The sequence below is a fragment of the Massilia sp. CCM 8734 genome (assembly GCF_011682155.1).
Lineage (GTDB): Bacteria > Pseudomonadota > Gammaproteobacteria > Burkholderiales > Burkholderiaceae_D > Telluria_A > Telluria_A rubra.
The window spans coordinates 199305-224406 of the sequence record NZ_WHJI01000005.1; the positions used below are offsets into that span (position 1 = coordinate 199305).

Consider the following 25102-nt stretch of genomic DNA (forward strand, 5'->3'; position numbering starts at 1 on the left):
TCGGTCCCGGCACTGCCGGAACCGACCTCCCGCCTGCGCGGGAACGACGGTGGCTATTCAACGTTCGCTTTTCGATCCCAGCTATCCACAAACACCGTATCTTCCAGCTTCCTGCGCGATGCCCACCCCTCCATCTCCAGCATCGGCATCGGATAAAACTGCGCCACGTGCCCGATGCAGACCACCGCCACCGGCTTGCCGCCCGCCGGAATCGACAGCAGCGCGGCCAGCTTGTCGGGATCGAACAGCGACACCCAGCCCATCCCGACCCCCTCCGCGCGCGAGGCCAGCCACATGTTCTGCAGCGCGCAGGCCACCGACGCCAGGTCCATCTCGGGCAAGGTGCGCCGTCCGAATACATACTCCTCGCGCCGGTCCATCAGCGCCGCCACCAGCAATTCGCCGCATTCGCGAATTCCCTCGACCTTGAGGCGCATGAATTCCGAACCGCGTTCGCCCAGCGCCTCGGCCGTGGCCAGCCGTTCCTCGTCGACCAGCTTCACGATCGCCTCGCGCACGGCGTCGCTGCGGATGCGGATAAAGCGCCACGGCTGCATCATCCCCACGCTGGGGGCCTGGTGCGCCGCGTTGACCAGCCTTGCGAACAGCGCCTCGTCGATGGCGCCCGGTACAAAATGGCGCACGTCGCGGCGCGCGGCGATGGCGCGGTAGACGGCGTCGATATCGCCCTGGCTGAATTGATCGGTCACGGTGGCCTCGCAGGTGGCGGGCAGCGCGGATTGCGCCGCCGGTGCCACCATTATCGGGCAGCCCGGCTACTTGAGCAAACGCGAGATGAAGGTGCGGATCAGCTCCGCGCTTTCGCTCGCCGCGCTCATGTGCGGGCAATGCCCGATATTGTCGACAAACGCCAGCCAGCTTACCGGCAGGTGCCGGCGCATGTACTCGCCCACTTCACGCGGGGCGATCATGTCATCGGTGCTTTGCAAAATCAAGGTGGGCGTGTGCGAGCGCGGCACGTCGGCGCGGTGGTCCGACAGGAACGTGACGCGCGCGAAATGCCGGGCGATTTCGGGATCGTTGCGGCAAAAGCTGGCGGTCAGCTCCAGCTGCAGGTCGGGCTGGCCGGGCGCGCCCATGATCAGCGGCCCCATATTGGCGGCCCATTTGAGGTAATTGTCGTGCATGAGGCGCAGCAGGGTGTCGATATCCTCACGGTTAAAGCCGCCGATGTAGTCGCCATCGTTGATGAAGCAGGGCGACGGGCCGACCATCACCTGGCCGGCGAACATGGCCGGCTCGCGGATCGCGGCCAGCATGCCGATCATGGCGCTGACCGAATGGCCGATGAAAACCACCGGCTCGTTGGCGACTTGGTGGATGATCTCGAGCAGGTCTTCGGCATGGCGGTGCAGGGTGGCGTAGTCGAACTCGTTGTAGGCCGCCAGGTCGGAGCCGCCGCTGCCTACCAGATCGTACAGGGCGACCTTGTGGTGGTCGGAAAAGGCGGGCAGCAGCTTGCGCCACATGTTCTGGTCGCAGCCGAAGCCGTGGCCGAATACCAGGGTGGAGGAACCGGTTCCGTAAAAATTCACGTTGTTGCGTTGCTGAATATTCATGGCGCATCCACGAGTGAGTACAGCATTGGCTCCCTTACCTATCAGAGCGCGCGGTTGTCGGCTTATTCTATTCCTGTTATCAAATCAAAGTGTATTTGCCGGGAAATTTGTGGCTTTATGCCTCACGGGTAGAGAGCCCGGCTTGCCGCTCTTATAATGGCTGTACCGTGATCGGAAACCTTTTGATCCGCATATGGATCCATCGACGATGCACGTTCCGCTTTCCCCCCCCGCCACCGAGGCCGCTGGCCCAGATGCTGCTCCACGCGGCGCTGATCGCCTGGGGCGTTTCCCTTCTCTTGCCGGCGTTTACCCTCGAAGGCGAACGCTGGCCCGATCAGGGCCTGGACGTCATGCTGGACGGCTTGGTGCTCGGCTGGATGGTGAACGGATGGGCCGTGTATGCAAACGTGTTCTTCGCTGTCGGCGCCGTGCGTGTGCATGCCGGCAAACCGGCCGGCTATGCCATCGGCGCCATGCTGTTCTTGGCGGCCACATTGCCCTTCCTCGATGGCTCGTATGCCAATTTCTCATCGGGGACGGTCTGGCCGGTGGTCAGCTGGGGCTGGGGAGCCTTTCTCTGGCTGGTGTCGCTGGTGCTGCTCGCCGCTGCGGCGCGGGCAAAGGAGGAGCGCCTGGCCAGGCGCGGTGCGGTGCGGCTCGGGCTCGCAATTGTGCTCGCCTGCGTGGCGGCGCTGGCGCTGCATGGCTACCAGTGGTGGCATGCGAACGAGCCCGACAGGCAGGCGCTACTGTCGAACGGAATGATATTTACCGTCAGCGAATTATGTCCCTTCGCACTGGCCTGGCCGGCGCCGCTGGACGGGGCGACGGGCGAAGCGGTGGTGCTCGATATCGATCCGCTGCTGCGTAGCAGCGGCGTCAAGCTCGATCTTCCCGTCGAGTTCACCGACGAACAGGGCGATGGCTCCGCCTGGCGCGTGCATCGCATGGAAGGAACGTCCGCCACCGTGATGGTGAGGGAGAAGGCCCAGGCAGGATCGCTGGTACTGCAGTTCAAAGCCGAGGGCAAGGACGCCGTCATGCGCTTGCTCAAAGGCGCGCCGCAGCGCGTGCTGTACGAGCAGCGTTTGCACGAGGTGGCGTCGGCCAAAGGCGACGTCGGATTTTGCCCGCTCCATGACCGGTCCAGGTTTTCGCAGCGGGACGATTATGACAAGGCGCTGATGCGCGCCATGGCGTTCGATCCGCCCATTCAAGCGGGCACGCCATTGCCCCGTGCCGAGGAGGCGCGCGAACCGTGCGACTTCGGTACGGAAGATATCGACCGCATCAAAGGATTGCGCAACTGGGATGGGCGCGAGGTCATGATCTGGAACGCGAGCCGCCACAAGGTATCCGGCTTTTGCTCCGCAAGCTACATGGTGCTGGTGTATCACGGCGCGCCTCCGCATGAACCTGCGCTGTGGCAGTCGATGTACGTGTATGACCGCAAGACGCTCAAGCCCCTTGCCGTTTTCAGTCGCGCGGACAGTTGCCCGGATACCGTGTGCGGGCCGGGAGTTGCCGTGACTGTCCAGGCAATCGGCCTGGATGGCAGAAAAGCCGTGATACAGACCACGCTGGGCAGCTATTGCGCCACGATGAGCGACCGATTCTGACCGCTGCGGCGCGGCCTGCGCTTCGTATAATGGCGCCTGCCCGTGAGCAACACCTTGCCAAGGGCATTTTCTGGTGCAAACGACGATGACTTCTCCAAGTACCCCCGCGCACTTGCGGCCGGTCGATGTTTTCCTGCTGGGCGCGGCGCTGCTCGCATGGATGGTTTCGATGGGGAGCCCGGTGTTTGCCACCGGGGCATACAGCCCCCCGTTGCCAGGCGGTGGCCTCATGCTGCTCGGCCTGTTATTCGGCTGGGCCGCGAACGGCTGGGCGGTGTATGCCAATCCCTTCTTCCTGTACGCGGCGTGGCGTTTGTGCATGGGCAAGATTCCGCGCAAGTCCATCGTGCTCATGCTCCTGTTCGCCGCCACCTTGCCCCTGTTGAACGGCATTCCCGGCATGACGGGCGGGCACGGCGCGCACGCGGTCAGCTGGGGATGGGGCGCATTCATGTGGCTGTGGTCGCTGGTGCTGCTGAGCGCCGCCACGGCGTCCAGGCGCAGGCTCATCGGTGTGCGCGGCGCGCTGGTGCTGGGGCTGCTCATGGTGCTCAGCTTCGTCGCGGCGGTGGCGCTGCATGCGCGCCAGTGGCGCGCCGCCGACCATGACGATCGGGCCTTGCTTCTGCCTCACGGCATGATCTACACCACTAGCGACTTGTGCCCGGTCCCGCTGACCTGGCCCGTGCCGTCGGACGCGCCCGGCGGCGAGCCGCTGGTGCTCGACATCGATGCGCGTGTGCTGAAACCGGCGGGCGCCGGGCCGGCGCTGGAACTGCCGGGCGGGTTCACCGAGGCGCATGCCGATGGGGCGGCCTGGATCGCGTATTCCGACCGCGAAGAGAGCCTGATGATCAGGCAGGCGGCGCAGCCCGGCGCCCTGCTGCTGGAGGTAAGAGCGCTGGCCGACGGCGCCGTGCTGCGTTTGCTCAAAGGCGAACCGCGCCGCCTGCTGTACGAGCAGCGGGTGGCCAGCGTGGATAGCGGCCGCGGCCGCCCCCGCAGTCTTTGTCCGCTCATGGCGCGCGCGCCCAATTCCGGGCTGCACTCCGAGTATGGCGGGGCGCTGCTGCGTGCCATGGGCCAGGGACTGCCGTTCGCGCACGACAAGCCGCTGGCGCGTGCCGAAGTGGTGCGCCAGCGCTGCCCCATCGGCAGCGCCGACATCGACGGCATCGCGGGCCTGCGCTCGCTGGACGGGCGCGAAGTGATCGCGGCGGGAAGGATGGGCCGCATGTCCGGCTTCTGTTCCGCCAGCTACGTGGTGCTGGCCGGCGACCTGGCGCGTTCCGGCGACGCCCGCCTGCGCCCGGTGGTGCATGTGCTCGACCGCAAAAGCCTGCGGCCGCTGGCCCGCTTCGACGGGCAGCGCAGTTGCCCGCCGGCGATCTGCGCGCCGGGGCCGGAAGCGACGCTGGACGGCGTGCGCCTGGAGGGCGCCAGCGCGGTGATTGAAACCTCGCGCGGCGAGTATGTGGCCACCTTGAGAAAGCGGCCCTGACGCCGGCGCATCGAATGCAAAACGCCGTCCGCCAGTTGCCTGGGGGACGGCGCTGGCTTGCCGCGGCCGGATTTACATCTGGGCGGCGATCAGCTTGCCGAGGATGGCGACGCCTTCACGGATGCGCTCCGGCGGCACCGTCACGAAGGACAGGCGCAGGGTGTTCGTTTCCGGCTCGTTGGCGTAGAACGGCGCGCCCGGCACGAAGGCCACCTTGGCCGCGATGGCCTGGTCGAGCAGCTTCATGGCGTCGATATGCTTGGGCAGGGTGACCCAGATGAACATGCCGCCTTCGGGCTTGGTCCAGGTGACGCCTTCCGGGAAGAACTCGGCGACCGCGTCGAGCATCGCCTGGCACTGGTTGGCGTACAGCGCGCGGATGGTTGGAATGTGCTGGTCGAGGAAGCCATCCTTGACCACTTCGTAGACCACCATCTGGGTCAGCTGCGCGGTGTGCAGGTCGGCGGCCTGCTTGGCCAGTTCCAGGCGGCGCACCAGCGGCAGCGGCGCCACCACGTAGCCGAGGCGGATGCCCGGCGTGAGCACCTTCGAGAACGAGCCCATGTAGATGACGCCGTCCGGGTTCATGTTCAGCATTTTCGGGAACGGCTCGCCCTTGTAGCTCAGCGCGCCGTACGGATCATCTTCGATCAGCGGCAGGCCGAGGCGGGCGCAGGTTTCGACCAGTTCCTGGCGGCGCTCGATGGACAGGCTGCGCCCGGTCGGGTTCTGGAAGTTCGGCAGCGCGTACAGCAGGCGCGCGCCCTCGGCCACGGCGGCGATCGAGGACGGCACCAGGCCATGCTCGTCTGTTGCAACCGACTTGAATTCGGGGCGATACACCGAGAACGCCTGCAGCGCGCCCAGGTAGCTTGGCGTTTCGACCAGCACGCGGCTGCCTTCGTCGATCAGCACCTTGCCCAGCAGGTCGAGCGCCTGCTGCGAGCCGGAGGTCATCAGGACCTGTTCCGGCAGGATCTTGCAGGTGGCGGTGGACAGCGAATTGGCGATCCACTCGCGCAGCAGCGGGTAGCCATCGGTCGGGCCGTATTGCAATGCCACTTTACCGTTTTCGGACAAGACCTTGTCGAAGGCCGCCTTCATGTGCTCGACCGGGAAGGTGGCGGGCGAGGGCAGGCCGCCGGCGAAGGAGATGATCTCCGGACGCTGGGTAATCTTCAGGATTTCGCGGATGAACGAACTCTGAAGCTGGCTGGCGCGCTCGGAAAAACGCCACTCGATGGGGTTTGGATTTTCGATTTTCATACTGGTCTCACAGTCAAGGCGGCCGGGTTCGCACTGGGCCGATTATAGAGCACGCTGGGTAAGCGGCTGGAAAGACGCCGCCGGATAAGCAGCGTCCGGGATGTTGATGTTGGTTTAAGCGACTTCGACGATCATTTCGATTTCGACACAGGCGCCGCGCGGGTTCTGCGCCACGCCGAAGGCCGAGCGCGCATGCTTGCCGGCATCGCCGAACACCTCGGCCAGCAGTTCCGAAGCGCCGTTGGTGACCAGGTGCTGGTCGGTGAAGCCGGGGGTCGAGTTGACCAGGCTCATCAGTTTGACGATACGCTTGACCTTGCCGAGATCGCCGCCGCAGGCTTCCTGAAGCGTGCCCAGCAGATCGATCGCAATCGCGCGCGCGGCGGCGATACCTTGTTCGGTGCTGACGTCCTTGCCCAGCTGACCGGCATTGACGGAACCGTCGGCGTTCTTCGCGATGTGTCCGGAAATAAACACCAGATTCCCGGTCTGGACATACATCACATACGCGGCGACGGGCGCGGCAGGTGGGCTGAGGGTGATATCAAGCGATTTCAGTGTGTCGTAGACGGTCATGGTGATTCCTCGGAAGCGGATAGAAAGACAAGGCAGTATTGTACGTCGGGCACGACCGACTGCCCACCGGAATCACGCCAAGGCCAAAAGTTGGGACAGCCTCCGGCAAAACAACTTCCGAAACTCCTACAACCGGGGTCAGAGCTTTAATTCGAAACTCTTTCTCTCTATTAACGCAGATCGCATTCGACCGATCGCATTTTCAGCGTCCCAAGGGCTTACCGACCCGGCTTGCCGTGAAAAGCTTGCAAAACCGGCGCCTTTGGCGGTTTTGCTATAAAAAGTTTCCAATTAAAGCTCTGACCCCGGTTGGGGGTGTTAGCGTTTGATTTGCATGCGGCGGCCGATGGCGACGACGGCAATCACCGCGAGGGCGAAGCCGATGTTGGCCGGCTCCAGCGGCTCGCCCAGCAGCAGCCAGGCGCCAGCGAGCGTCATGAACGGTTGCAGCAGTTGCACTTGCCCCACCCGGGCAATGCCGCCGCGCGCCATGCCCCGGTACCAGAAGAAAAAGCCGATGAACATCGAGAATATCGATACGTACGCAAAGCCGATCCATGCCCGCGCACCAGCCTCGGCCATCCGGTCCAGCTGCGGCAACGCCAGCCAGATAAGCAGCGGTAACACCAGCGGCACCGACAATACCAGCGCCCAGCTGATCACTTGTTGTCCGCCCATGCTCTGCGATAACTTTCCTCCCTCGGCGTAGCCCACCGCCGCCGCCGCCACTGCCCCGAACATCAGCAGGTCGGCCTGGTGGAAGCTGCCGCCGCTCTGGCGCAGGGCGAAGCCGATCACGATGGCCGAACCCGTCAGGGCGGTCAGCCAGAAGCCGAGCGAGGGCTTTTCGTTGCCGCGCAGCGCGGAAACGAGCGCCGTGGCCAGCGGTAAGATGCCGACCAGCACCGCGCCGTGCGACGCCGGCAAACTGCGCAAGGCAATCGAGGTCAGCCACGGAAAGCCGATCACGCAGCCGAGCGAGACCATCGCCAGCGGCCATAGCGCCGACCTCGGCGGCAGCGGCGCGCGCTTCCACGCCAGCCAGATGGCCGCCAGCAGGGCCGCCACCAAGGCCCGCCCCAAGGCGACAAACACCGGCTCCAGCCCGGCCACCGCCATCCGCGTGAAGGGCAGCGTCAGGCTGAACAGGGCAACCCCGGCCAGCCCCAGCAGCATCCCGGCGCTCTCGTCCGACATGGCGGGCCGCGCTGTCATCGTCAAGGTGCTCGTCATGGCTCAGGGTCCTTGCAGGATGTGGCGAAACAGTTCGGCGTCGACATTGCCGCCAGTCAATGGCAGGCCGATCTTCTTGCCTCGGATCAGCGGCCCGTCTTTGATCTGCATGGCCGCCGCCAGCGCCGCCGCGCCCGCGCCCTCGGCCAGGTTGTGGGTGCAGCGGTAATACAGGCGCATGGCGCGTGCGACTTCGTCGTCGGTCACGGCCAGCACGTCGTCGGCCCATTCGAGCACCGCCACCAGCGACGCCGCATCGGCCACGCGGCACGCCAGCCCGTCGGCCACCACCGTGCTGACCGCCGCTTCGATGCTGTACCCGGCCCGGAATGAGAGCTGGTACGCCGGCGCATGGCTCGACACCACGCCGATGATCCGGGTTTTCACGCCCAGCGCGTGGCGCGCCGCGATGGCGCCGCAGATGCCCGAACCCTGGCCGATCGGCACCAGCACCAGGTCCAGGTCGGGCTGGGCGCGGAACAGTTCGAGCCAGCCGCTGGCCACGCCCGCCACCAGGTCTTCGTGGTACGAGGGCACCATGTGCAGGCCTTCCTCGCGCATCAGCGCCAGCGCATGCTCGCGGCTTTCCTGGAAGTCGTGGCCATGTTCGATGACGCGCGCGCCCAGGCCGCGCATGCAGGCGTTCTTTTCCACGCTGTTCCCGTGCGGGACCACCACCGTCACCTGCAATCCCAGGCGCGCGCCGCTGAAGGCGATCGCCTGCCCATGGTTGCCGCGGCTCGGGGCGATGATGCCGCGCACCTCGGGCGCGCGCCGCACCAGCGCATCGAGATAGACCACCGCGCCGCGCGCCTTGAAGGTGCCGAGCGGCGTGTGATTCTCGTGCTTGACCCAGGCCTCGGTGCCGAGCGCCTCGTTCAGCAGCGGCCACGAATACTGCGGCGTGGGCGGCATGGCGCGGTACACAAGGGCCGCGGCGGCATCGAGTTCGGCAAGGGACGGCAAGTACATGGCGCTCTTTCAAAGGTGGGTCGATGGGTGTATCCTAGACGAGAAAACCAGTACAGTGCAAATACACTTATCAACATAATTACGCATACTGTGACGGTGCCATGACCAATACAAGCAATCCCGCCATCGGCCTGCTCACGCGCGGCTCGGGCGAAACGCTGATCGACCAGATCGTGCGTTCGGTCTCAAACCGCATCGACGATAAAATCCTGCGCAGCGGCGCGCGCATGCCGTCGATCCGCCAGTTCGCCGCCACTCACAGTGTGTCGTGCTTCACGGTGGTGGCCAGCTACGACAAGCTGGTGGCCAAGGGGTACGTGGAGTCGCGCCGTGGCGCCGGCTTCTTCGTGCGCGAGCGCTCGCCGCTCAACGCCGGCGAGCGCTCGGCGCCGGACGCCGCGCCGGCGGCGCTGGAAACCAAGCCGCTCGACGTGGTCTGGCTGATCCGCAACATGTTCCGTCCCGCGCCCTCGCAGCGGGTGCCCGGCTCCGGCGTGCTGCCGTCCGAATGGCTGGACGGCCCGATGATCGCCAACGCCCTGCGCGCGGTCAGCCGCCAGAGCGCCGCGCTGCTGCTTAACTACGGCATGCCGCAGGGCTTCCTGCCGCTGCGCCAGCAGCTCCAGCTAAAACTGGCCGAGCTCGAAATCGACGCCGCGCCCGAGCAGTTCGTGACCACCGTCGGCGTGACCCAGGCGCTGGACCTGGTGGCGCGCGAGTTCACCCGTCCCGGCGACACCATTTTGGTCGACGACCCGGCCTGGTTCCTGATGTTCGGCGCTTTTGCGGCGATGGGGCTGAAGGTGGTCGGCATTCCACGCCTGCCCGATGGCCCGGACCTCGCCCAGCTGGCCGCCATGGCGGCGCTGCACAGACCGAAGCTGTACGTGATCAATTCGGTGCTGCACAACCCCACCTCCACCTCGCTGTCGGCGGCCAAGGCGTTCCAGGTGCTGCGCATCGCCGAGGAACACGGCTTTACCATCGTCGAAGACGATATCTATTGCGACCTGCATCCCGGCAGCGCGGTGCAGCCGGCCACGCGCATGGCGGCGCTCGACCAGCTGAAACGGGTGATTTACCTGGGCGGCTTTTCCAAGTCGCTGGCGGCCAACCTGCGGGTCGGCTTCATCGCCACCTCGCCCGAGTGGGCGCAGCGCCTGTGCGACCGCAAGATGCTGGCCACGCTCACCACCAGCGACATCGGCGAGCGCGTGGTATACAAAGTGCTCTCCGAGGGCTTGTACCGCAAGCACGCCGACCGCCTGCGCGCACGGCTCGACGCGGTGCGCGCGCACACGGTGCGCCAGATGGAAAAGGTCGGCTTGCGCATCGACGTGGCGCCGCCGGCGGGCATGTTCATCTGGGCCGACACCGGTGTCGATACCATTGCCCTGGCCGAACGCGCCATGGCCGCCGGTTTGCTGCTGGCGCCGGGGGCGCTGTTTTCGCCCAGCCAGCTGCCGTCGACCCGGATGCGCATGAATGTGTCGACCTCCCAGGAGCCGGGCGTGTGGGAATTTCTGGCCAAGGAACTGGGGAGCCCGGTTCGCAGGCCTTGAAATCGCCCGGAACACCCCCATTTCTGCACAATCCGTTCAACCCGTCTTACACGAGGACTAAAAATGGCTGTTGCCGAAAAAGAAACCCTTGGTTTTCAAGCAGAAGTAAAACAGTTGCTGCAACTGATGATCCACTCCCTGTACTCGAACAAGGAGATCTTCCTGCGCGAGCTCATTTCGAACGCGTCCGACGCGTCCGACAAGCTGCGCTTCGAGGCGATCAATAACGACGCTTTATACGGTAACGACCCAGAACTGAAAATCCGCGTCGCCTTTAACAAGGAAGCGCGCACGGTCACCATTTCCGACAACGGCATCGGCATGAGCCGCGACGAAGTCATTTCGCACCTGGGCACCATCGCCAAGTCGGGCACCAAGGAATTCTTCGGCAAACTGTCCGGCGACCAGCAGGCCGACGCGGCCCTGATCGGCCAGTTCGGCGTGGGCTTCTACTCGGGCTTCATCGTGGCCGACAAGATCACGGTCGAAACCCGCCGCGCCGGCGCCGAAGCATCCGAAGGCGTGCGCTGGGAGTCGGCGGGCGAGGGCGATTACAGCGTCGAAGCGATCGAGAAGACCGCGCGCGGCACCGACATCATCCTGCACCTGCGCGAAGGCGAGGACGAGCTGCTGTCGAGCTGGAAGCTGAAATCGATCATCCGCAAGTACTCGGACCACATCTCGCTGCCGATCGTGATGCAAAAGGACGAGTGGGACGCCGAGAAAAGCGAGACAGTCCTCAAGGATGAAACCGAGACGGTCAACCAGGCCAGCGCGCTGTGGGCCCGCAACAAGAACGACATCACGCCCGAGCAGTACGAGGAATTCTACAAGCACGTCTCGCACGACTTCCAGGCGCCGCTGGCCCACACCCATAACCGGGTCGAGGGCCGCAGCGAATACACGCAATTGCTGTACGTGCCGGGCCACGCCCCGTTCGACCTGTGGGACCGCAACAAGCGCGGCGGCATCAAGCTGTACGTCAAGCGCGTGTTCATCATGGACGATGCCGAGCAGCTGATGCCGGCCTACCTGCGCTTCATCAAGGGCGTGATCGATTCGAACGACCTGCCGCTGAACGTGTCGCGCGAGATCCTGCAGGAATCGCGCGATGTGAAGGTGATCCGCGAAGGTTCGACCAAGCGCGTGCTGGGCATGCTCGAAGAATTGGCCAACGCCGAGGAGCAGGAAAAGAAGGACAAGTACACCACCTTCTGGAAGGAATTCGGCCAGGTTCTCAAGGAAGGCATCGGCGAAGATTCCGGCAACCTCGAACGCATCGCCAAGTTGCTGCGTTTCGCCTCGACCGCCAACGAGAACGCCGACCAGACGACCTCGCTGGCCGATTACATCGGGCGCATGAAGGAAGGCCAGGAGAAGGTCTACTACGTCACCGGCGACAATTACACCGCTGCCAAGAACAGCCCGCACCTCGAAATCTTCCGCAAGAAGGGCGTGGAAGTGCTGTTGATGACCGACCGCGTCGATGAATGGATGCTGTCGTTCCTGACCGAGTTCGAAGGCAAGGAACTGGTGTCGGTGGCCAAGGGTGGCCTTGATCTGGGCGGCCTGGAAGATGAAGCCGAGAAGAAGGAACACGAAGAAACCGAAACCTCCTACAAGGACCTGGTCGAGCGCATGAAGGCGGCGCTGGGCGAGAAGGCCAAGGACGTGCGCGTGACGTTCCGCCTGACCGATTCGCCAGCCTGCCTGGTGGCCGATGAAAATGAGCTGTCGGGCAACCTGCTGCGCATGTTGAAGGCGGCCGGGCAGAGTGCGCCGGAGTCGAAGCCGATTTTGGAGATCAACCCGAATCACCCGCTGGTGACGCGTTTGAAGAATGAAGACGCGGCGAGCACCCAGTTCGGCGACTGGGCGCACATCTTGTTCGACCAGGCGCTGCTGGCTGAAGGCGGTTCGCTGAGCGATCCGGCGACGTTCGTCAAGCGCCTGAACGAGATGCTGCTCGCCGGCGCGAAGTAAGCTCCGTTAGTACCGCTATCTTCAAGACCGTCGTTCCCGCGCAGGCGGGAACCCAAGTTTTTTGGAGCCGCCTGCAACTGCGGCACGAAATTGGGTTCCCGCCTGCGCGGGAACGACGGTTTTGAGGGTAACGTGAATTGTCAAATTACGTTGGCATGTTACCCCGACACCTGCTTGCACAGCTCCCCCAACAGCTTCTCCCCCTCCGGCCAGTCGCCGTACCCGCTCTCCCCATTGATATGCCCCGCGTCGCCAATCTCGACGAAGCGGCTGCCCCACGCCTGGGCAAACGCGCGTGCGCGTTCGATCGACACGTAAGGATCGTTGGTGCTGGCCACCACAATGCTCGGAAACGGCAGCTTTTGCAGCTGCACCGGCGCAAACCCCACCGCCTCGGACGGAAACGAGTGGGCATCGGCATCGGCCGGCGCCACCAGGAAGGCCCCGCTGATACCGAGCTTTGATTCCGAACGCGCCCAGTGCGCCACCAGGCCGCACGCCATGCTGTGCGCCACCAGGATCGGCGGCCCTTCGCTCATCGCAATGGCCGCATCGAGTTCATCGACCCATTCGTGACAATCGGGATTGTTCCAGTCGCGGTGCGCGACCCGCTTCCACTTCGGGTTGCGCCGTTCCCAGTGCGTTTGCCAGTGCGACGGCCCCGAATTCCAGATCCCCGCCAATGTCAGTACATCGCAATCCATTACCCCTCCGCTGTCGTTGGTTCGATTACAACGATTGTACGACTAAAGGCGCCAGCGGTTGTGCACGCGGCCGGGCGCACTGGCATGAACAGCGCGCCCGGCCGCGGCACAGGGGGCGTTATCGCGCGCCCTTGCTCACCTTGATCCAGTTCAGGTTCCAGCCGCCCTGTTTCGCATACACGCCGAACGAATGGCTGCCGGCCGACAAGGTCACGGTCCGGTTCACCGAGGCCCAGTTCTGCCAGCCGCCCGTGGCCGGCACCGCTACCGTGGCGTAGTTCGGCTTGCCGCCGGCTTCCTCGAAACTGAGCTCGCCGCCGCCCGGACTGGCCACCCGGAATTCGATCGTGTAGGCGCCGGTTTCGGGAATGAGCACGGGTGCGTTGGTGTACGACATCCAGTCGCCGGTATCGATATGGCTGGCGTTCCTGCCGCCGCCGGCGTCGGTGGTCGGTTCCGACTCCACGCCGCTCATGCTGGCATGGTCTTCGGCCTGGATCAGCGCGATCTGCCCGCCCGATCCGGCGGCGGCGATGCCGATCCAGTTCAGGTTAAAGCCGCCGGTCTTGGCCGCGATCCCGATCGACTGCTTGCCGGCCGGGAGCTGCACGTCGTGCGAGATGGTGCTCCAGTTTTGCCAGCCGCCGGTCGCGCCCACCGCTTTGGTGCCGAACACCGGGCTGCCGCCGGCCCGTTCCAGGCTGATGCTGCCGCCGCCACTGGCGCTCGCTACGCGGTACGACACCGTGTACAGCCCGGCGGACGGCACGTCGACCGTGTAGTTCATCCAGTCGCCGCTGTCGATGTAGCCGACGTTCTGGCCGCCGCCGGCGTCGCTGGTCGCTTCCAGCTGCACGCCGCTCATCTGGCACCAGGCTTCGGCCTGGATGGTCGATGGCACGCTGGCGGTGGCGCAGCCGGCATCCGGCGTCGATGGCCAGTTGCGCACCGTCTCGCGCGCCTGCTTGCCCGATTCGGTCAGGTCCCAGTTGGCCCAGCCACCGTTGGAGCTGGCTCCCGGCACCAGGCTGGCCGAGCCTTCTCTGGCATCATCCAGCGCCCAGTTGGCGTTGCTGATGTTGTGCTTCTTCATGAAGTCGATCCAGGCGTTGGTTTCGGGGTAGTTCACGCCGCCGTTGCCGTCCGCGTTGACCGAACCCCATTCGGTCACGAACAGGGCCAGGCCGTTGTTCATGGCGGTGGTGGCCTTGTCGCGCAGGTATTGGGTGTGGGTGCCGGCGTAGAAGTGCAGGGTGTAGGCTATGTTGCTGTGGCCCGTGATCGGATTGCGCGAGGCGATGTCGACATCCTGCGACCAGTGCGGCGAGCCGACGATGATCAGGTTGTCGGGATCGATCGCCCGGATCGCCGCGATCACCGCCTGCGCGTACGGCTTGACGTTGGCGTCCCAGGTGACGTCGTCCTTCGGTTCGTTGTAGATCTCGTAGATGACGTGCTTGTGGTTGCCGTAGGTGCGCGCCATCTCCTGGAAGAAGGCGATCGCTTCGTTTTGATGGCGGAAGGCGTAGTGCGAGTGCCAGTCGATGATGACGTACATGTCCTTGGCGATGGCGGCGTCCACCACCGCCTTGACGCGCGCCTTGTTATCGGCCGGGAACTGGATGTAGCCGCCGTCTTCTTCCACGCCCATGGCGGCGCGCACCAGCTTGGCCTTCCAGTCTTCCTTGAGCCAGCCGACCGCGCCGGCGTTGTAGAAGCGCGCGCCGGGCCAGCCGTTGTTGGACCAGTACATGCTGCTGCCGCTGATGCTGCCCGGCTTGCCGCCGACCAGCACCTGGTTGCCGGCCACCGACAGCGCCGCCACATCGGCCAGCGCGGCGCCGGCGCACAGCGACAGCGCCAGCACGGCGGCCAGGCGCGTGAAGGGGAGGTGGAAAGTCGGGCGGAAGGTTGGGCGCAATACTGCTGCATTGCTGAGGGTCATGCTCATCGCTATTGTCTCCTGAGTCGATGTCGGTGAGCGAGGGGCGACGGGCCAGTGGCGGGATCGGGCTTGCTGCCATCTCGGTTCTGCGTGCGGCGCACCTTGGCGCCTGTCGTCCCCGAATAGTTTTGAAATCGTTTTCAGGTGACTGTGGAACATTTGACATCATGCTCCCGTCCAAGTCAATGGAAACCTTTCCGCCGTGCGGCGTGGAAGAAACACTGACTTGCTGCAAGTATTCAGGATACCGGCTGGCTGATCATGAAGTCGTCGCCCGGCGCAGCGCGAACCTTCCAGGCTCTTGTACCGCTTACAGGGCCGTGCGCAGCGAGAACAACTCCGGAAACAGCACTACATCGAGCATCTTGCGCAGGTAGCTCACGCCGGCCGTGCCGCCGGTGCCGGTTTTGAAACCGATGATGCGTTCGACCGTCGTCACGTGGCGGAAGCGCCAGAAGCGAAAGGCGGTCTCCATGTCCACCAGCTTTTCGGCCAGTTCGTACAAGGCCCAGTGCTGCGACGGGTCCTGGTATACGGTCAGCCAGGCCGCCTTGACCGAGTCGTCGGCGCGGGTCGGCAGGGTCCAGTCGGCGTTCAGGCGTTCGGGCGCGATGGCAAAGCCGCTGCGCGCGAGCAGCATCACCGCTTCGTCGTAGACCGAGGGCGCGCGCAGTTCGCGATCGAGCACCGCGTGCGCCGCCGGCGCGGTGTCGTGCACATTCAACAGCGCCGCGTTCTTGTTCCCGAGCAGGAATTCGAGTTCGCGGTACTGGTGCGACTGAAAGCCCGACGACGCGCCCAGGAACGGGCGGATGGCGGTGTATTCGGTCGGCGTCATGGTCGCCAGCACGTCCCAGGCGTGCACCAACTGGTCCATGATGCGCGCCACCCGGGCCAGCATCTTGAAGGCCGGCGCCAGTTCCCCGGCGCGCAGGTTGGCGCGCACCGCGTGCAATTCGTGCAGCATCAGCTTGAGCCACAATTCGCTGGTCTGGTGCTGCACGATGAACAGCATTTCATTGTGGTTGGGCGAGCGTGGATGCTGGGCGCCCAGGATCTGGTCGAGTCCCAGGTAGTCGCCGTAGCTCATCGCTTCGCTGAAATCCATCTTGGCGCCGTGCCATTGGGCCGGGCATTTTGCTTCATCGGACATAATTCGCTTTCAGGTAACGGCGCCGCGGCTGGCGGCAATATCGTAGGCTCGGTCATCGAGGATCTGGCGCAGGATCTCGACCGCGTCCCAGACGTCGGCAAAGCTGGTGTACAGCGGCGTAAAGCCGAAGCGCATGATGGCCGGCTCGCGGTAGTCGCCAATGACGCCGCGCGCGATCAGGGCTTGCATCACCGCGTAGCCGTGCGGGTGGGTAAAACTGACCTGGCTGCCGCGCCGCGCATGCTCGCGCGGGGTGGCAAGGCCCAGCGGATGGCTGGCGCACCGTTGTTCGACCAGGGCGATGAACAAGTCGGTCAGGGCCAGCGACTTGGCGCGGATGGCGTGCATGTCGGTTTGTTCGAAGATCTCGAGCCCGCATTCGACCAGGGACAGCGAGACGATCGGCTGGGTGCCGCACAGCGCGCGTCCGATGCCGGCGGTCGGCTCGAATTCGGGCGCCATGGCGAACGGCCGGGCGTGGCTCCACCAGCCCGACAGCGGCTGGGTGAAGGCCGCCTGGTGGCGCTCGGGCACCCAGATAAAGGCCGGCGCGCCGGGGCCGCCGTTGAGGTACTTATATGTACAGCCGACGGCCAGGTCGGCGCCGTCGCGTTGCAGCTCGAGCGGCACGGCGCCGGCCGAGTGGGCCAGGTCCCACAGGATCAGCGCGCCCTGTTCGTGCGCGTGGCGGCTCATGGCGGCCATGTCGTGCTGGTAGCCGGTGCGGTAATTCACGTGGGTGAGCATGACGACCGCGCAGTCTTGCCCGACAGCGCCGGCAAGCTCCTCGACCGAGTCGACCAGGCGCACCTCGTAGCCGCGGTCGAGCCAGCCGGTCAGGCCTTGGGCCATGTACAGGTCGGTGGGGAAGTTGCTGCGTTCGGTGACGATGAGCTTGCGCCCGGGCGAGCCCGACTGCATGTGCAGGGCCGCGGCGAGCGCCTTGAACAGGTTGAGCGAGGTGGTGTCGTTGACGACGACCTCGCCGGCCGCCGCGCCGATCAGCGGGGCGAGGCGGTCGCCGAGGCGCTTGGGAAGGTCGAACCAGCCGGCCGTGTTCCAGCTGGTGATCAGGTCGCGGCCCCATTCGCGGGCGATGACGTCTTGCGCGCGGGCGAGGGCGGCGCGCGGGCGGGCGCCCAGCGAGTTGCCGTCGAGGTAGATCAGGCCATCGGGCAGGTCGAATTGCTGGCGCAAGGGGGCGAGGGCGTCGCCGGCGTCGAGGGCAAGGCAGTCGTTACGGTTCATCGTTCACCTTAGAAATACTTTAGGCTTCATGTAATTTGAGCCAATGCGGCAGTGTAGCAAGAAAATTGAGGCGGGAGGCGGGAATGGCCCCCGCCCCGTCGTTCCCGCGAAGGCGGGAACCCAAGTTGATTGATCCGCTAGTGGCGTCGGCACGTACTTGGATTCCCGCCTTCGCGGGAACGACGAGCTGGCTGCGAGAACGACAGGGGCGTTACGGAAACGACCTGAGCACTGAGCGTGAAAATATTTTTCAACTTCCCCTCAAGTTCCCCGTCCACCCGCCGTTACCGAGTCAGACACGCGGAACTTTCAAACTGTTTTCAGTTTTTTTGAATTTATTTTGAAAAAACCCTCAAGTTCTCCAAAAGTTTGACGTAACCGGTACAAGACGACAGAAAAACCGCGTCGACGGGTCAGTTACACAGCGCCCCACAATCAGCTTCTCCGCCCCGTTTTCATAGGGGCGCGACCATGATCCGGCAGGGTTCGTAGGACGAACACCTACGGACTTGCCTCATCTGTACCTCACCCAAAATACAGGCGCGCGCCTATTCTCGTATTGTTGCTGTACAGTCAGAATCTATCTCACTGGCAATACGAACACAGCGCCAGATTTCAACGGATTGAAGGAGACGGAAAATGACTGCGAACGACATGATGGCTGAAATTCGTGATGCGAACCTGAGCTACCTGATGCTCGCCCAGCAGATGATTCGCGCCGACAAAGTGACCGCGATCTTCCGTCTCGGGATTTCGGCGGACATCGCTGAACTGATCGAAAACATGAGCAATTCCCAGATCCTGAAGTTGGCTGGCGGCAATATGATGCTGGCGCGCTTCCGCTTCGACGATGGTGCTATTCTGTCGATGTTGACCAGCAATAGCAAAGACCGCGTCCTCGCCCAGTCCCACGCCGCCATCCTGATGGCCGGCCAGGCAGTCGAAGAAATCGTTTAAGCGTTGCCTGGTTTGTCGCAGTCGCGGCCAACAACAGCAACCTCGGGAGAGCTCATGGCCAAGAAAAGCGTCGTATCGGAAGCCCAGGAAATCGGCCTGGCCATGGAGCTGATCAACCTGGGCGCCCGCTTGCAGTTGCTCGAGACCGAAGTGTCGCTCTCGCGCGAACGCTTGCTCAAGCTGTACAAGGAACTCAAGGGCGTCTCGCCGCCGAAGGGCATGCTGCCTTTCTCGACCGACTGGTTCCTCACCTGGCAGCCGAATATCCACGCTTCGCTGTTCATCAATATCCATAAATTCCTGGTCGAGCATGCCGGCGCCACCGGTATCGAAGCGGTCATGAAGGCCTACAAGCTGTACCTCGAACAAATGCCGCCCGAGCCCGGCGTCGAAGCGCTGCTCTCGCTCACCCGCGCGTGGACCCTGGTGCGCTTCTTCCAGAGCAAAATGCTGGCCATGGCCCCGTGCGACAAGTGCCAGGGCAAGTTCGTGGTCGATTGCCTCGACCTGAACCACGGGTATCAGTGCGGCCTGTGCAACATGCCTTCGCGCGCCGGCAAGACCAGGAAGGTCAAGGATGCCAAAGACGCCAAGGATGCGAGCGACGCCAGGGACGCCAAAGCGGCCAGGGACGCGCACGCCGCCGCGACGGCGCTGCTGAACGCGTGACCGGCAAACCTTCCCGCACATCCTCCGAAGGGCAGGGCGCAAGCCTTGCCCTTCGCCGCATCTGGCGTGCCCCCGCGGTGCAGGCGCTGCTGCTGCAATGCCTGGCTTTTCCGCTGACCTTGCTCATCGTGTTCCTGCTGGCGCGCAGCGGCGCCGCCTTGGCGTATGCCGATCTCGCCCTGGTGCAGGGCATCGTCGCCTGCGCCATGACGCGCCTGCGCGGCCTGGCCGTGTGGTGGCTCGGGATCGCGCTGGTGTTTCCGCTGGCCTTGACCGGCGCGCTCAGCCTCGACATGCCTCCGCTGCTGTTCCTGGGCGTGTTCCTGTTCCTGCTGGCGCTGTACTGGTCCACCTTCCGCACCCAGGTGCCGTACTACCCCTCCGGCAAGTGGGTCTGGAATGAAGTCGACAAGCTGCTGCCCAAAGACAAACCCTTGCTGGTGATCGATATCGGCAGCGGCCTGGGCGGTTTTACGATGGAGATGGCGCGGCGCCGGCCGGAGTCGGATTTTGTGGGCATCGAACTGGCGCCCCTGCCCTGGCTGCTGAGCTTTTTGCGCGCCCGGCTTACCGCAAGTCGCGCGCGTTTTGTACGTGGCGATTACGACAATCTTGATTTAAGTAACTACGACGCGGTGTTCGCTTATCTGTCGCCGGCGCCAATGAGTGCTTTATGGAACAAGGCCTCAAAAGAGATGCGTCCCGGTAGCATTTTGCTCAGTTATGAGTTTCTGATAACGGAAAAAACGCCGGATATTATTCTTATGCCTACAGGGCGTGGCGCGCCTCTCTACGGATGGCACTTTTAGGAGACAGACGGCAGGGTTTTCCTTGCCGCTCGGGCCGTCTCACGCTATTGTAGTTCCGTATGTAAATTAAATGAATCGAGCAATTTAAAGAAACGACAGCATTCATTGCCATTCATATATTGGCGTTGTTTTCTTTAAAACGTCGGGCGCTGCCCGAGCTCTTTCCAACCTGGGAGTCAGCGCACTTGTTAGTCATACTCGGATACATCATCGTTTGCGGTTCCGTCTTCGGCGGCTTTGCCGCCAGTGGCGGCCACCTGGCGTCGCTGTTCCAGCCGCTCGAACTGGTGATGATCGGCGGTGCGGCTTTTGGCGCTTTTTTTGTCGGCAATAACAGCAAATCGATCAAGGCCACGCTCAAGGCCGTTCCCGGCCTGTTCAAGGGCTCGCGCTATACCAAGGACCTGTACATGGAGATGATGTCGCTGCTGTTCGACGTCCTTTCCAAAGTGCGCAAGGAAGGCTTGATGTCGATTGAAGGCGATATCGAAAACCCGGAACAAAGCCCGGTGTTTTCCAAATATCCCGGCGTGCTGGCCGACCACCATATTGTCGAATTCATGACCGATTATCTGCGTTTGATGGTATCGGGAAATATGGACGCCTTCCAGATTGAAAATCTGATGGATAACGAAATTGAAACGCACCACCACGAAGGCGCGGTTCCGGCCCATTGCATCGCCAAGCTGGGCGATGGCTTGCCGGCGTTCGGCATCGTGGCGGCGGTGATGGGCGTGGTGCACACGATGGAGTCGGTCGGCATTCCGCCGGCCGAACTGGGCATCCTGATCGCCAAGGCGCTGGTCGGCACCTTCCTCGGGATTTTGCTGGCGTACGGCTTCGTCGGCCCGCTGGCCAGCCTGCTCGAACAGAAGCTGGAAGAGTCGACCAAGATGTTCCAGTGCGTGAAAGTGACCCTGCTGGCAAGCTTGAACGGCTACGCGCCAGCGCTGGCGGTTGAATTCGGGCGCAAGGTGCTGTACTCGACCGAGCGACCGACCTTCGCCGAGCTGGAAGACCACATCAAGAAATCGAAGACCAAATAAGCCCATCATGCCCAGCCACTTAGCCCCTTGCATGATGCCGACCAGACGGAGCGCATATGTCCGATGAAGGCCTGCGGCCGATTATCGTCAAGCGCATCAAGAAGACCGCCGGCGGCCACCACGGCGGCGCCTGGAAGATCGCCTACGCCGACTTCGTGACGGCGATGATGGCTTTTTTCCTGCTGATGTGGCTCCTGGGTTCGACCAGCAAGGGTGACTTGAACGGCATTTCCGAATTTTTCCAGACCCCGCTGAAGGTGGCGCTGGCGGGCGGCTCGGGCAGCGGCGACAGTTCCTCGATCCTGCAGGGCGGCGGCCAGGATTTGTCGCGCCGCACCGGCCAGGTCAAGCGCGGCGAAAACCCGGACAAGAAAACGTATGACCTGAAGGCGGCCAAGGCGGCGCTGGAAGCGGCCGAGGCGGACCGCCTCAAGACACTCAAGGCCAAGCTGGAAGCGACCATCGAGGCCAATCCGCTGCTGAAAAAATACAAGAACCAGCTGCTGCTCGATATCACCAGCGAAGGCTTGCGCATCCAGATCGTGGACGAATTGAACCGGCCGATGTTCAACCTGGCCAAGGCCGAACTGCAGCCGTACACGCGCGACATCCTGCACGTGATCGGGATCGTCTTGAATGAAGTGCCGAACCGGATCGGCCTGTCGGGCCACACCGATTCGACCCCGTACATGAGTGACACCGGTTACAGCAACTGGGAATTGTCGGCCGACCGCGCGAATGCGTCGCGGCGCGAACTGGTCATCGGCGGCATGAGCGACGCCAAGATCCTGCGCGTGGTGGGACTGGCCGCAGCGGCGCCGCTGGACCGCCAGGATCCGTTTTCCGCGGCGAACCGGCGCATCAGCATCATCGTCATGAACAAGCGCACGGAAGAAGCGGTCATGCGCGACGGCGCCTCGATGGAGGTGCCGGAGCAGTCGGGCGTCGCCACGCCGGGCGTCGCTACGCCGGCGGCGGGACAGGCGCCGGCAGCAGCACCGGCAGTAACGAAGGCGGCGCCATGATGGCCAGGGAAGTTACGGGAGAGGGCGAATGACAAGAAAGAAAATACTGGGCTCGCACGTGAAGCGCTTGCTGTCGGGCGTGTCGGATCACGGCAAGAAGCACCTGACGGAAGTCGAGACCGATCTGCTCCAGACCCATTTGCTGCTGGAGGAAGCCATCGACAAGCTCACCAGCAGTTTCATGGCCATTCATACCGCCGTCGGGGCGCAGCAGGATACCATCAACCTGCTGCTGGCCGGCGGCACGCCGAGCCCGGAAGACAGCGCGCGCCTGGGCGCCATGTCGGGCGAGATCGGCGCGCACGTGAACACGGCGATCACCAGCATGCAGTTCCAGGACATGACGAGCCAGTTGATCGACCGCACCCTGAAACGGGTGACCGGCCTGCGCGAGTTCCTCGGCACCCTGGGTGCGCACGGCGCCGACATCGTGCCCGAGACGGGCAGCGAAGAAATCGTCGAACTGCTCGGCAAGGTCAGCATGGCGCTGGCGATCCAGTCGCTCGAATTACGCAGTGTACTAAGAAAAGCAGTCAATCAGCAGCATCTGGAAAGTGGCGACATAGAACTGTTCTAAGGTTCACTCTCGATGATTATGGGCGCAGTGCCCCCGATTCAAAAAAAGCAGGAGCAAAAATGGCTAAAACAATACTCGCAGTCGACGATTCCAGTTCGCTGCGCCAGATGGTGGCATTCAGTCTCAAGGCCGCGGGCTACCTCGTGGTGGAAGCGGTCGACGGCCAGGACGGGCTCGAAAAAGCCAAGCAGCAAACGGTCGACCTGGTGCTGACCGACCAGAACATGCCGCGCATGGACGGCCTGTCCCTGATCAAACTGCTGCGCGGCCTGCCCGCGTACCAGAAGGTGCCGATCCTGATGCTGACCACCGAATCGTCCGACGAAATGAAGACCAAGGGACGTGCCGCCGGCGCCAATGGCTGGCTGGTCAAGCCGTTCGACCCGCAGCGCCTGATCGAAGTCGTCAAAAAAGTCATCGGTTGATGAACCGGGTGGGAGCACGCGCCATGATGCATCGCGAAATTCACGGAGTCTGACCATGACCATCGACATAAGCCAGTTTTTCCAGGTCTTCTTCGATGAAGCCGAAGAACTGCTGGCCGAAAAAGAGCGTCTGCTGCTGGCCGTCGACATCGCGTCGCCGGATCCGGAAGACCTGAACGCCATTTTCCGCACCGCCCACTCGATCAAGGGCGGTTCGTCGACGTTCGGCCTGAACGACATGACCGAAGTGACCCATTTCCTGGAGTCGCTGCTCGACCGCATCCGCAAAGGCGAAATGGCGCTCACCGCCGAACACGTCGACGCCTTCCTCGCGGCCAAGGACATCCTCAAGATGCAGCTCGACGGCCATCGCAACGGCGCCCACGTCGACCAGGATGCCGTGGCCAATGTGCGCATGATGCTGCAGGAGCTCTCGCAGGATGTGGTGCCGGTGGCCGCGCCGCCGGCGCCCTCGTTCATCCAGAGTTCGATCAAGGCCAACGTGAGCACCGGCGGGCGGCGCTTTCGCATCGAGATGCCGCATGTGGAGCAACGCGATGTGAATGCGCTCACGGCCGAACTGGGCCTGCTCGGGCGCGTGTCGGTCATGCCGCTGCCGGACGACCGGCATGCGATCACCGTCACCACGCACGAGTCGTTGGACGACATCATTGCGATCTGCTCGTTCGTGCTCAACCCCGACGACCTGAAAATTTTCGAAGCGCCGGCGCTCACGCCCGAGCAGCAGATCATCGAAGACCGCGAACGGGCCAAGATCGAAGACGACATGGGTTACGGCTTTTTCGACCCGATCGACGCCCCCACCCAGGTCCAGACCGACGAGGAACGCGGTTACGGCTTTTTCCAGCCGATCGAACATATCCGCGCCACGGCCGGCATTGTCGCTCCCACCGGTAACAGCGCGGCGGCCGCCGCGCCGCCGGGCGCGCGCGCCGAGCCGCTCGAGATCGGCGAGCCGGCCGAGAAAAAAGCCGTCGTCAAAAAAGACGACAAGCACGCCGCCGCCGAATCGTCGTCGATCCGCGTTTCGATCGAAAAGGTCGACCAGTTGATCAACCTGATCGGCGAACTGGTGATCACCCAGGCCATGATCGAGCAGCGCAGCGACGCGCTCGACCCGATGCTGCACGAACGGCTCTTGAACAGCGTCAGCCAGCTCACGCGCAACACGCGCGACCTGCAGGAAGCGGTCATGTCGATCCGCATGATGCCGATGGATTTCGTGTTCTCGCGCTTTCCGCGCATGGTGCGCGACCTGGCCGCGAAACTGGGCAAGAAGGTCGATTTCATCACCCATGGCGCCGCCACCGAATTGGACAAGGGCCTGATCGAACGCATCGTCGATCCGCTCACCCACCTGGTGCGCAACAGTATCGACCACGGCATCGAAATGCCGGAAGCGCGCGCCGCCGCCGGCAAGACCGAAGCGGGGCGGCTGTTCCTCTCGGCCGGCCACCAGGGCGGCAATATCGTGATCGAAGTGTCCGACGACGGCGGTGGCCTGAACCGCGAACGGATCCTGGCCAAGGCGGCCCAGAACGGGCTGCCGGTGGGCGAGAGCATGACCGACGGCGAAGTATGGCAGCTCATTTTCGCGCCGGGCTTCTCGACCGCCGAAACGGTGACCGACGTGTCCGGACGCGGCGTGGGCATGGATGTCGTCAAGCGCAACATCATGGCCATGGGCGGCTCGGTCGACATCCGCTCGGCCAAAGGCTTCGGCACCACGATCTCGATTTCGCTGCCGCTGACCCTGGCCATTTTGGACGGCATGTCGATCCGCTGCGGCGAGGAAGTGTATATCCTGCCGCTCGGCTTCGTGGTCGAATCGCTGCAACCGTCCCCGGAAGACATCAAGGAAATCTCGGGCCGCGGCCCGGTGATCAAGGTGCGCGGCGAATACCTGCCCCTGATTCCGCTGCACCAGATGTTCGACATCACGCCGCGCTTTACCAACCCGTGCGAAGGCATCGTCGTGATCCTCGAGTCGGACGGGCGCAAGGCCGGCCTGTTCGTCGACGACCTGGTCGGCCAGCAGCAGGTCGTGGTCAAGAACCTCGAATCGAATTACCGCAAGGTGACCGGGATTTCCGGCGCCACCATCCTTGGCGATGGCGGCGTGTCGCTGATCCTCGACGTCACGGCCCTGATGCGCTCCTCGCGCCAGCTGGCCGACGACGCCATCTTCTCTTAACGTACACCAAACCAGATAGGAATTTATCATGTCC

The 25102-nt window shown here is 63.7% G+C and carries 22 protein-coding genes; 12 read left to right on the forward strand and 10 right to left on the reverse strand.

Annotated features, from left to right (window positions below):
- Nucleotides 1–53: 53 nt before the first annotated feature.
- A complete protein-coding gene (gene bluB, locus F2P46_RS07255) occupies nt 54–710 on the reverse strand; it encodes a 5,6-dimethylbenzimidazole synthase (protein WP_368737887.1) in 657 nt (218 codons plus the stop codon).
- Nucleotides 711–776: 66 nt separating this feature from the next.
- Nucleotides 777–1580, reverse strand: coding sequence for an alpha/beta fold hydrolase (locus F2P46_RS07260; RefSeq protein WP_166886814.1), 804 nt, complete (start codon nt 1578–1580; stop codon nt 777–779).
- A 254-nt stretch (nt 1581–1834) separates the two neighbouring features.
- Between F2P46_RS07260 and F2P46_RS07265 the strand changes: the two genes are divergently transcribed.
- Both F2P46_RS07265 and F2P46_RS07270 read left to right on the forward strand, forming a co-directional pair.
- Nucleotides 1835–3202: a hypothetical protein gene (locus F2P46_RS07265; RefSeq protein ID WP_166886817.1), complete on the forward strand. Its 1368-nt coding sequence runs from the start codon at nt 1835–1837 to the stop codon at nt 3200–3202.
- An 85-nt stretch (nt 3203–3287) separates the two neighbouring features.
- Nucleotides 3288–4703 (forward strand): hypothetical protein, encoded by a 1416-nt coding sequence (locus F2P46_RS07270; RefSeq protein ID WP_166886820.1) that lies wholly within the window; start codon nt 3288–3290, stop codon nt 4701–4703.
- A 72-nt stretch (nt 4704–4775) separates the two neighbouring features.
- Here F2P46_RS07270 and F2P46_RS07275 read toward each other — a convergent pair whose 3' ends face one another.
- From F2P46_RS07275 to F2P46_RS07290, 4 genes are all read right to left on the reverse strand, one after another.
- Entirely contained in the window at nt 4776–5969 is a 1194-nt protein-coding gene (locus tag F2P46_RS07275) for a PLP-dependent aminotransferase family protein (RefSeq protein WP_166886822.1), read from the reverse strand.
- A gap of 114 nt (nt 5970–6083) precedes the next feature.
- The gene (locus F2P46_RS07280) at nt 6084–6545 is read right to left on the reverse strand and encodes a RidA family protein (protein WP_166886825.1); all 462 of its coding nucleotides are present in this window, start codon (nt 6543–6545) and stop codon (nt 6084–6086) included.
- Nucleotides 6546–6863: 318 nt separating this feature from the next.
- Nucleotides 6864–7778, reverse strand: coding sequence for a DMT family transporter (locus F2P46_RS07285; protein ID WP_229509132.1), 915 nt, complete (start codon nt 7776–7778; stop codon nt 6864–6866).
- Between the two features lie 3 nt (nt 7779–7781).
- A complete protein-coding gene (locus F2P46_RS07290; RefSeq protein ID WP_166886828.1) occupies nt 7782–8750 on the reverse strand; it encodes a threonine dehydratase in 969 nt (322 codons plus the stop codon).
- Nucleotides 8751–8851: 101 nt separating this feature from the next.
- Between F2P46_RS07290 and F2P46_RS07295 the strand changes: the two genes are divergently transcribed.
- Together F2P46_RS07295 and htpG are read left to right on the forward strand one after the other, a co-directional pair.
- Nucleotides 8852–10312, forward strand: a complete 1461-nt coding sequence (locus F2P46_RS07295) for a PLP-dependent aminotransferase family protein (RefSeq protein ID WP_166886831.1) — start codon at nt 8852–8854, stop codon at nt 10310–10312.
- 63 nt (nt 10313–10375) lie between these two features.
- Nucleotides 10376–12295 carry a molecular chaperone HtpG gene (htpG, locus tag F2P46_RS07300; RefSeq protein WP_166886833.1) on the forward strand — a complete coding sequence of 640 codons (1920 nt, stop codon included), beginning with the start codon at nt 10376–10378 and terminating at the stop codon, nt 12293–12295.
- Nucleotides 12296–12453: 158 nt separating this feature from the next.
- Here htpG and F2P46_RS07305 read toward each other — a convergent pair whose 3' ends face one another.
- From F2P46_RS07305 to kynU, 4 genes are all read right to left on the reverse strand, one after another.
- Nucleotides 12454–12999 (reverse strand): alpha/beta hydrolase, encoded by a 546-nt coding sequence (locus F2P46_RS07305; protein WP_166886836.1) that lies wholly within the window; start codon nt 12997–12999, stop codon nt 12454–12456.
- A 118-nt stretch (nt 13000–13117) separates the two neighbouring features.
- Nucleotides 13118–14950: a cellulase family glycosylhydrolase gene (locus F2P46_RS07310; protein WP_166886839.1), complete on the reverse strand. Its 1833-nt coding sequence runs from the start codon at nt 14948–14950 to the stop codon at nt 13118–13120.
- Nucleotides 14951–15254: 304 nt separating this feature from the next.
- Nucleotides 15255–16097, reverse strand: a complete 843-nt coding sequence (gene kynA, locus F2P46_RS07315) for a tryptophan 2,3-dioxygenase (protein WP_166886842.1) — start codon at nt 16095–16097, stop codon at nt 15255–15257.
- Between the two features lie 9 nt (nt 16098–16106).
- Nucleotides 16107–17345 carry a kynureninase gene (gene kynU, locus F2P46_RS07320; RefSeq protein WP_166886846.1) on the reverse strand — a complete coding sequence of 413 codons (1239 nt, stop codon included), beginning with the start codon at nt 17343–17345 and terminating at the stop codon, nt 16107–16109.
- Between the two features lie 639 nt (nt 17346–17984).
- On the opposite strand from kynU, the gene flhD reads away from it, so the two are divergent.
- From flhD to cheA, 8 genes are all read left to right on the forward strand, one after another.
- Entirely contained in the window at nt 17985–18302 is a 318-nt protein-coding gene (flhD, locus tag F2P46_RS07325; RefSeq protein WP_166886849.1) for a flagellar transcriptional regulator FlhD, read from the forward strand.
- A gap of 54 nt (nt 18303–18356) precedes the next feature.
- A complete protein-coding gene (gene flhC, locus F2P46_RS07330) occupies nt 18357–18971 on the forward strand; it encodes a flagellar transcriptional regulator FlhC (protein ID WP_166886852.1) in 615 nt (204 codons plus the stop codon).
- The gene (locus F2P46_RS07335) at nt 18968–19780 is read left to right on the forward strand and encodes a class I SAM-dependent methyltransferase (protein WP_166886854.1); all 813 of its coding nucleotides are present in this window, start codon (nt 18968–18970) and stop codon (nt 19778–19780) included. Before flhC ends, F2P46_RS07335 begins: the two co-directional genes overlap by 4 nt.
- 185 nt (nt 19781–19965) lie before the next feature.
- Nucleotides 19966–20826: a flagellar motor stator protein MotA gene (motA, locus tag F2P46_RS07340; RefSeq protein ID WP_166886856.1), complete on the forward strand. Its 861-nt coding sequence runs from the start codon at nt 19966–19968 to the stop codon at nt 20824–20826.
- A gap of 56 nt (nt 20827–20882) precedes the next feature.
- Nucleotides 20883–21851: a flagellar motor protein MotB gene (gene motB / locus F2P46_RS07345; RefSeq protein ID WP_166886857.1), complete on the forward strand. Its 969-nt coding sequence runs from the start codon at nt 20883–20885 to the stop codon at nt 21849–21851.
- A 28-nt stretch (nt 21852–21879) separates the two neighbouring features.
- On the forward strand, nt 21880–22428 hold the full coding sequence (locus F2P46_RS07350; RefSeq protein WP_166886859.1) for a chemotaxis protein: 549 nt from the start codon (nt 21880–21882) through the stop codon (nt 22426–22428).
- Nucleotides 22429–22487: 59 nt separating this feature from the next.
- Nucleotides 22488–22853: a response regulator gene (locus tag F2P46_RS07355; RefSeq protein ID WP_054267173.1), complete on the forward strand. Its 366-nt coding sequence runs from the start codon at nt 22488–22490 to the stop codon at nt 22851–22853.
- Nucleotides 22854–22908: 55 nt separating this feature from the next.
- Nucleotides 22909–25068 (forward strand): chemotaxis protein CheA, encoded by a 2160-nt coding sequence (gene cheA / locus F2P46_RS07360; RefSeq protein ID WP_166886861.1) that lies wholly within the window; start codon nt 22909–22911, stop codon nt 25066–25068.
- Nucleotides 25069–25102: the final 34 nt, after the last annotated feature.

Coding starts and splice junctions, on each gene's coding strand:
- F2P46_RS07355 (WP_054267173.1), top strand. CDS start 22,488: ATGGCTAAAACAATACTCGCAGTCGACGATTCCAGTTCGCTGCGCCAG.
- F2P46_RS07305 (WP_166886836.1), bottom strand. CDS start 12,999: ATGGATTGCGATGTACTGACATTGGCGGGGATCTGGAATTCGGGGCCG.
- F2P46_RS07285 (WP_229509132.1), bottom strand. CDS start 7,778: ATGACGAGCACCTTGACGATGACAGCGCGGCCCGCCATGTCGGACGAG.
- F2P46_RS07295 (WP_166886831.1), top strand. CDS start 8,852: ATGACCAATACAAGCAATCCCGCCATCGGCCTGCTCACGCGCGGCTCG.
- flhC (WP_166886852.1), top strand. CDS start 18,357: ATGGCCAAGAAAAGCGTCGTATCGGAAGCCCAGGAAATCGGCCTGGCC.
- motB (WP_166886857.1), top strand. CDS start 20,883: ATGTCCGATGAAGGCCTGCGGCCGATTATCGTCAAGCGCATCAAGAAG.
- flhD (WP_166886849.1), top strand. CDS start 17,985: ATGACTGCGAACGACATGATGGCTGAAATTCGTGATGCGAACCTGAGC.
- kynA (WP_166886842.1), bottom strand. CDS start 16,097: ATGTCCGATGAAGCAAAATGCCCGGCCCAATGGCACGGCGCCAAGATG.
- F2P46_RS07275 (WP_166886822.1), bottom strand. CDS start 5,969: ATGAAAATCGAAAATCCAAACCCCATCGAGTGGCGTTTTTCCGAGCGC.
- F2P46_RS07290 (WP_166886828.1), bottom strand. CDS start 8,750: ATGTACTTGCCGTCCCTTGCCGAACTCGATGCCGCCGCGGCCCTTGTG.
- F2P46_RS07310 (WP_166886839.1), bottom strand. CDS start 14,950: ATGAGCATGACCCTCAGCAATGCAGCAGTATTGCGCCCAACCTTCCGC.
- cheA (WP_166886861.1), top strand. CDS start 22,909: ATGACCATCGACATAAGCCAGTTTTTCCAGGTCTTCTTCGATGAAGCC.
- F2P46_RS07280 (WP_166886825.1), bottom strand. CDS start 6,545: ATGACCGTCTACGACACACTGAAATCGCTTGATATCACCCTCAGCCCA.
- F2P46_RS07260 (WP_166886814.1), bottom strand. CDS start 1,580: ATGAATATTCAGCAACGCAACAACGTGAATTTTTACGGAACCGGTTCC.
- F2P46_RS07270 (WP_166886820.1), top strand. CDS start 3,288: ATGACTTCTCCAAGTACCCCCGCGCACTTGCGGCCGGTCGATGTTTTC.
- F2P46_RS07350 (WP_166886859.1), top strand. CDS start 21,880: ATGACAAGAAAGAAAATACTGGGCTCGCACGTGAAGCGCTTGCTGTCG.
- kynU (WP_166886846.1), bottom strand. CDS start 17,345: ATGAACCGTAACGACTGCCTTGCCCTCGACGCCGGCGACGCCCTCGCC.
- F2P46_RS07265 (WP_166886817.1), top strand. CDS start 1,835: ATGCTGCTCCACGCGGCGCTGATCGCCTGGGGCGTTTCCCTTCTCTTG.
- htpG (WP_166886833.1), top strand. CDS start 10,376: ATGGCTGTTGCCGAAAAAGAAACCCTTGGTTTTCAAGCAGAAGTAAAA.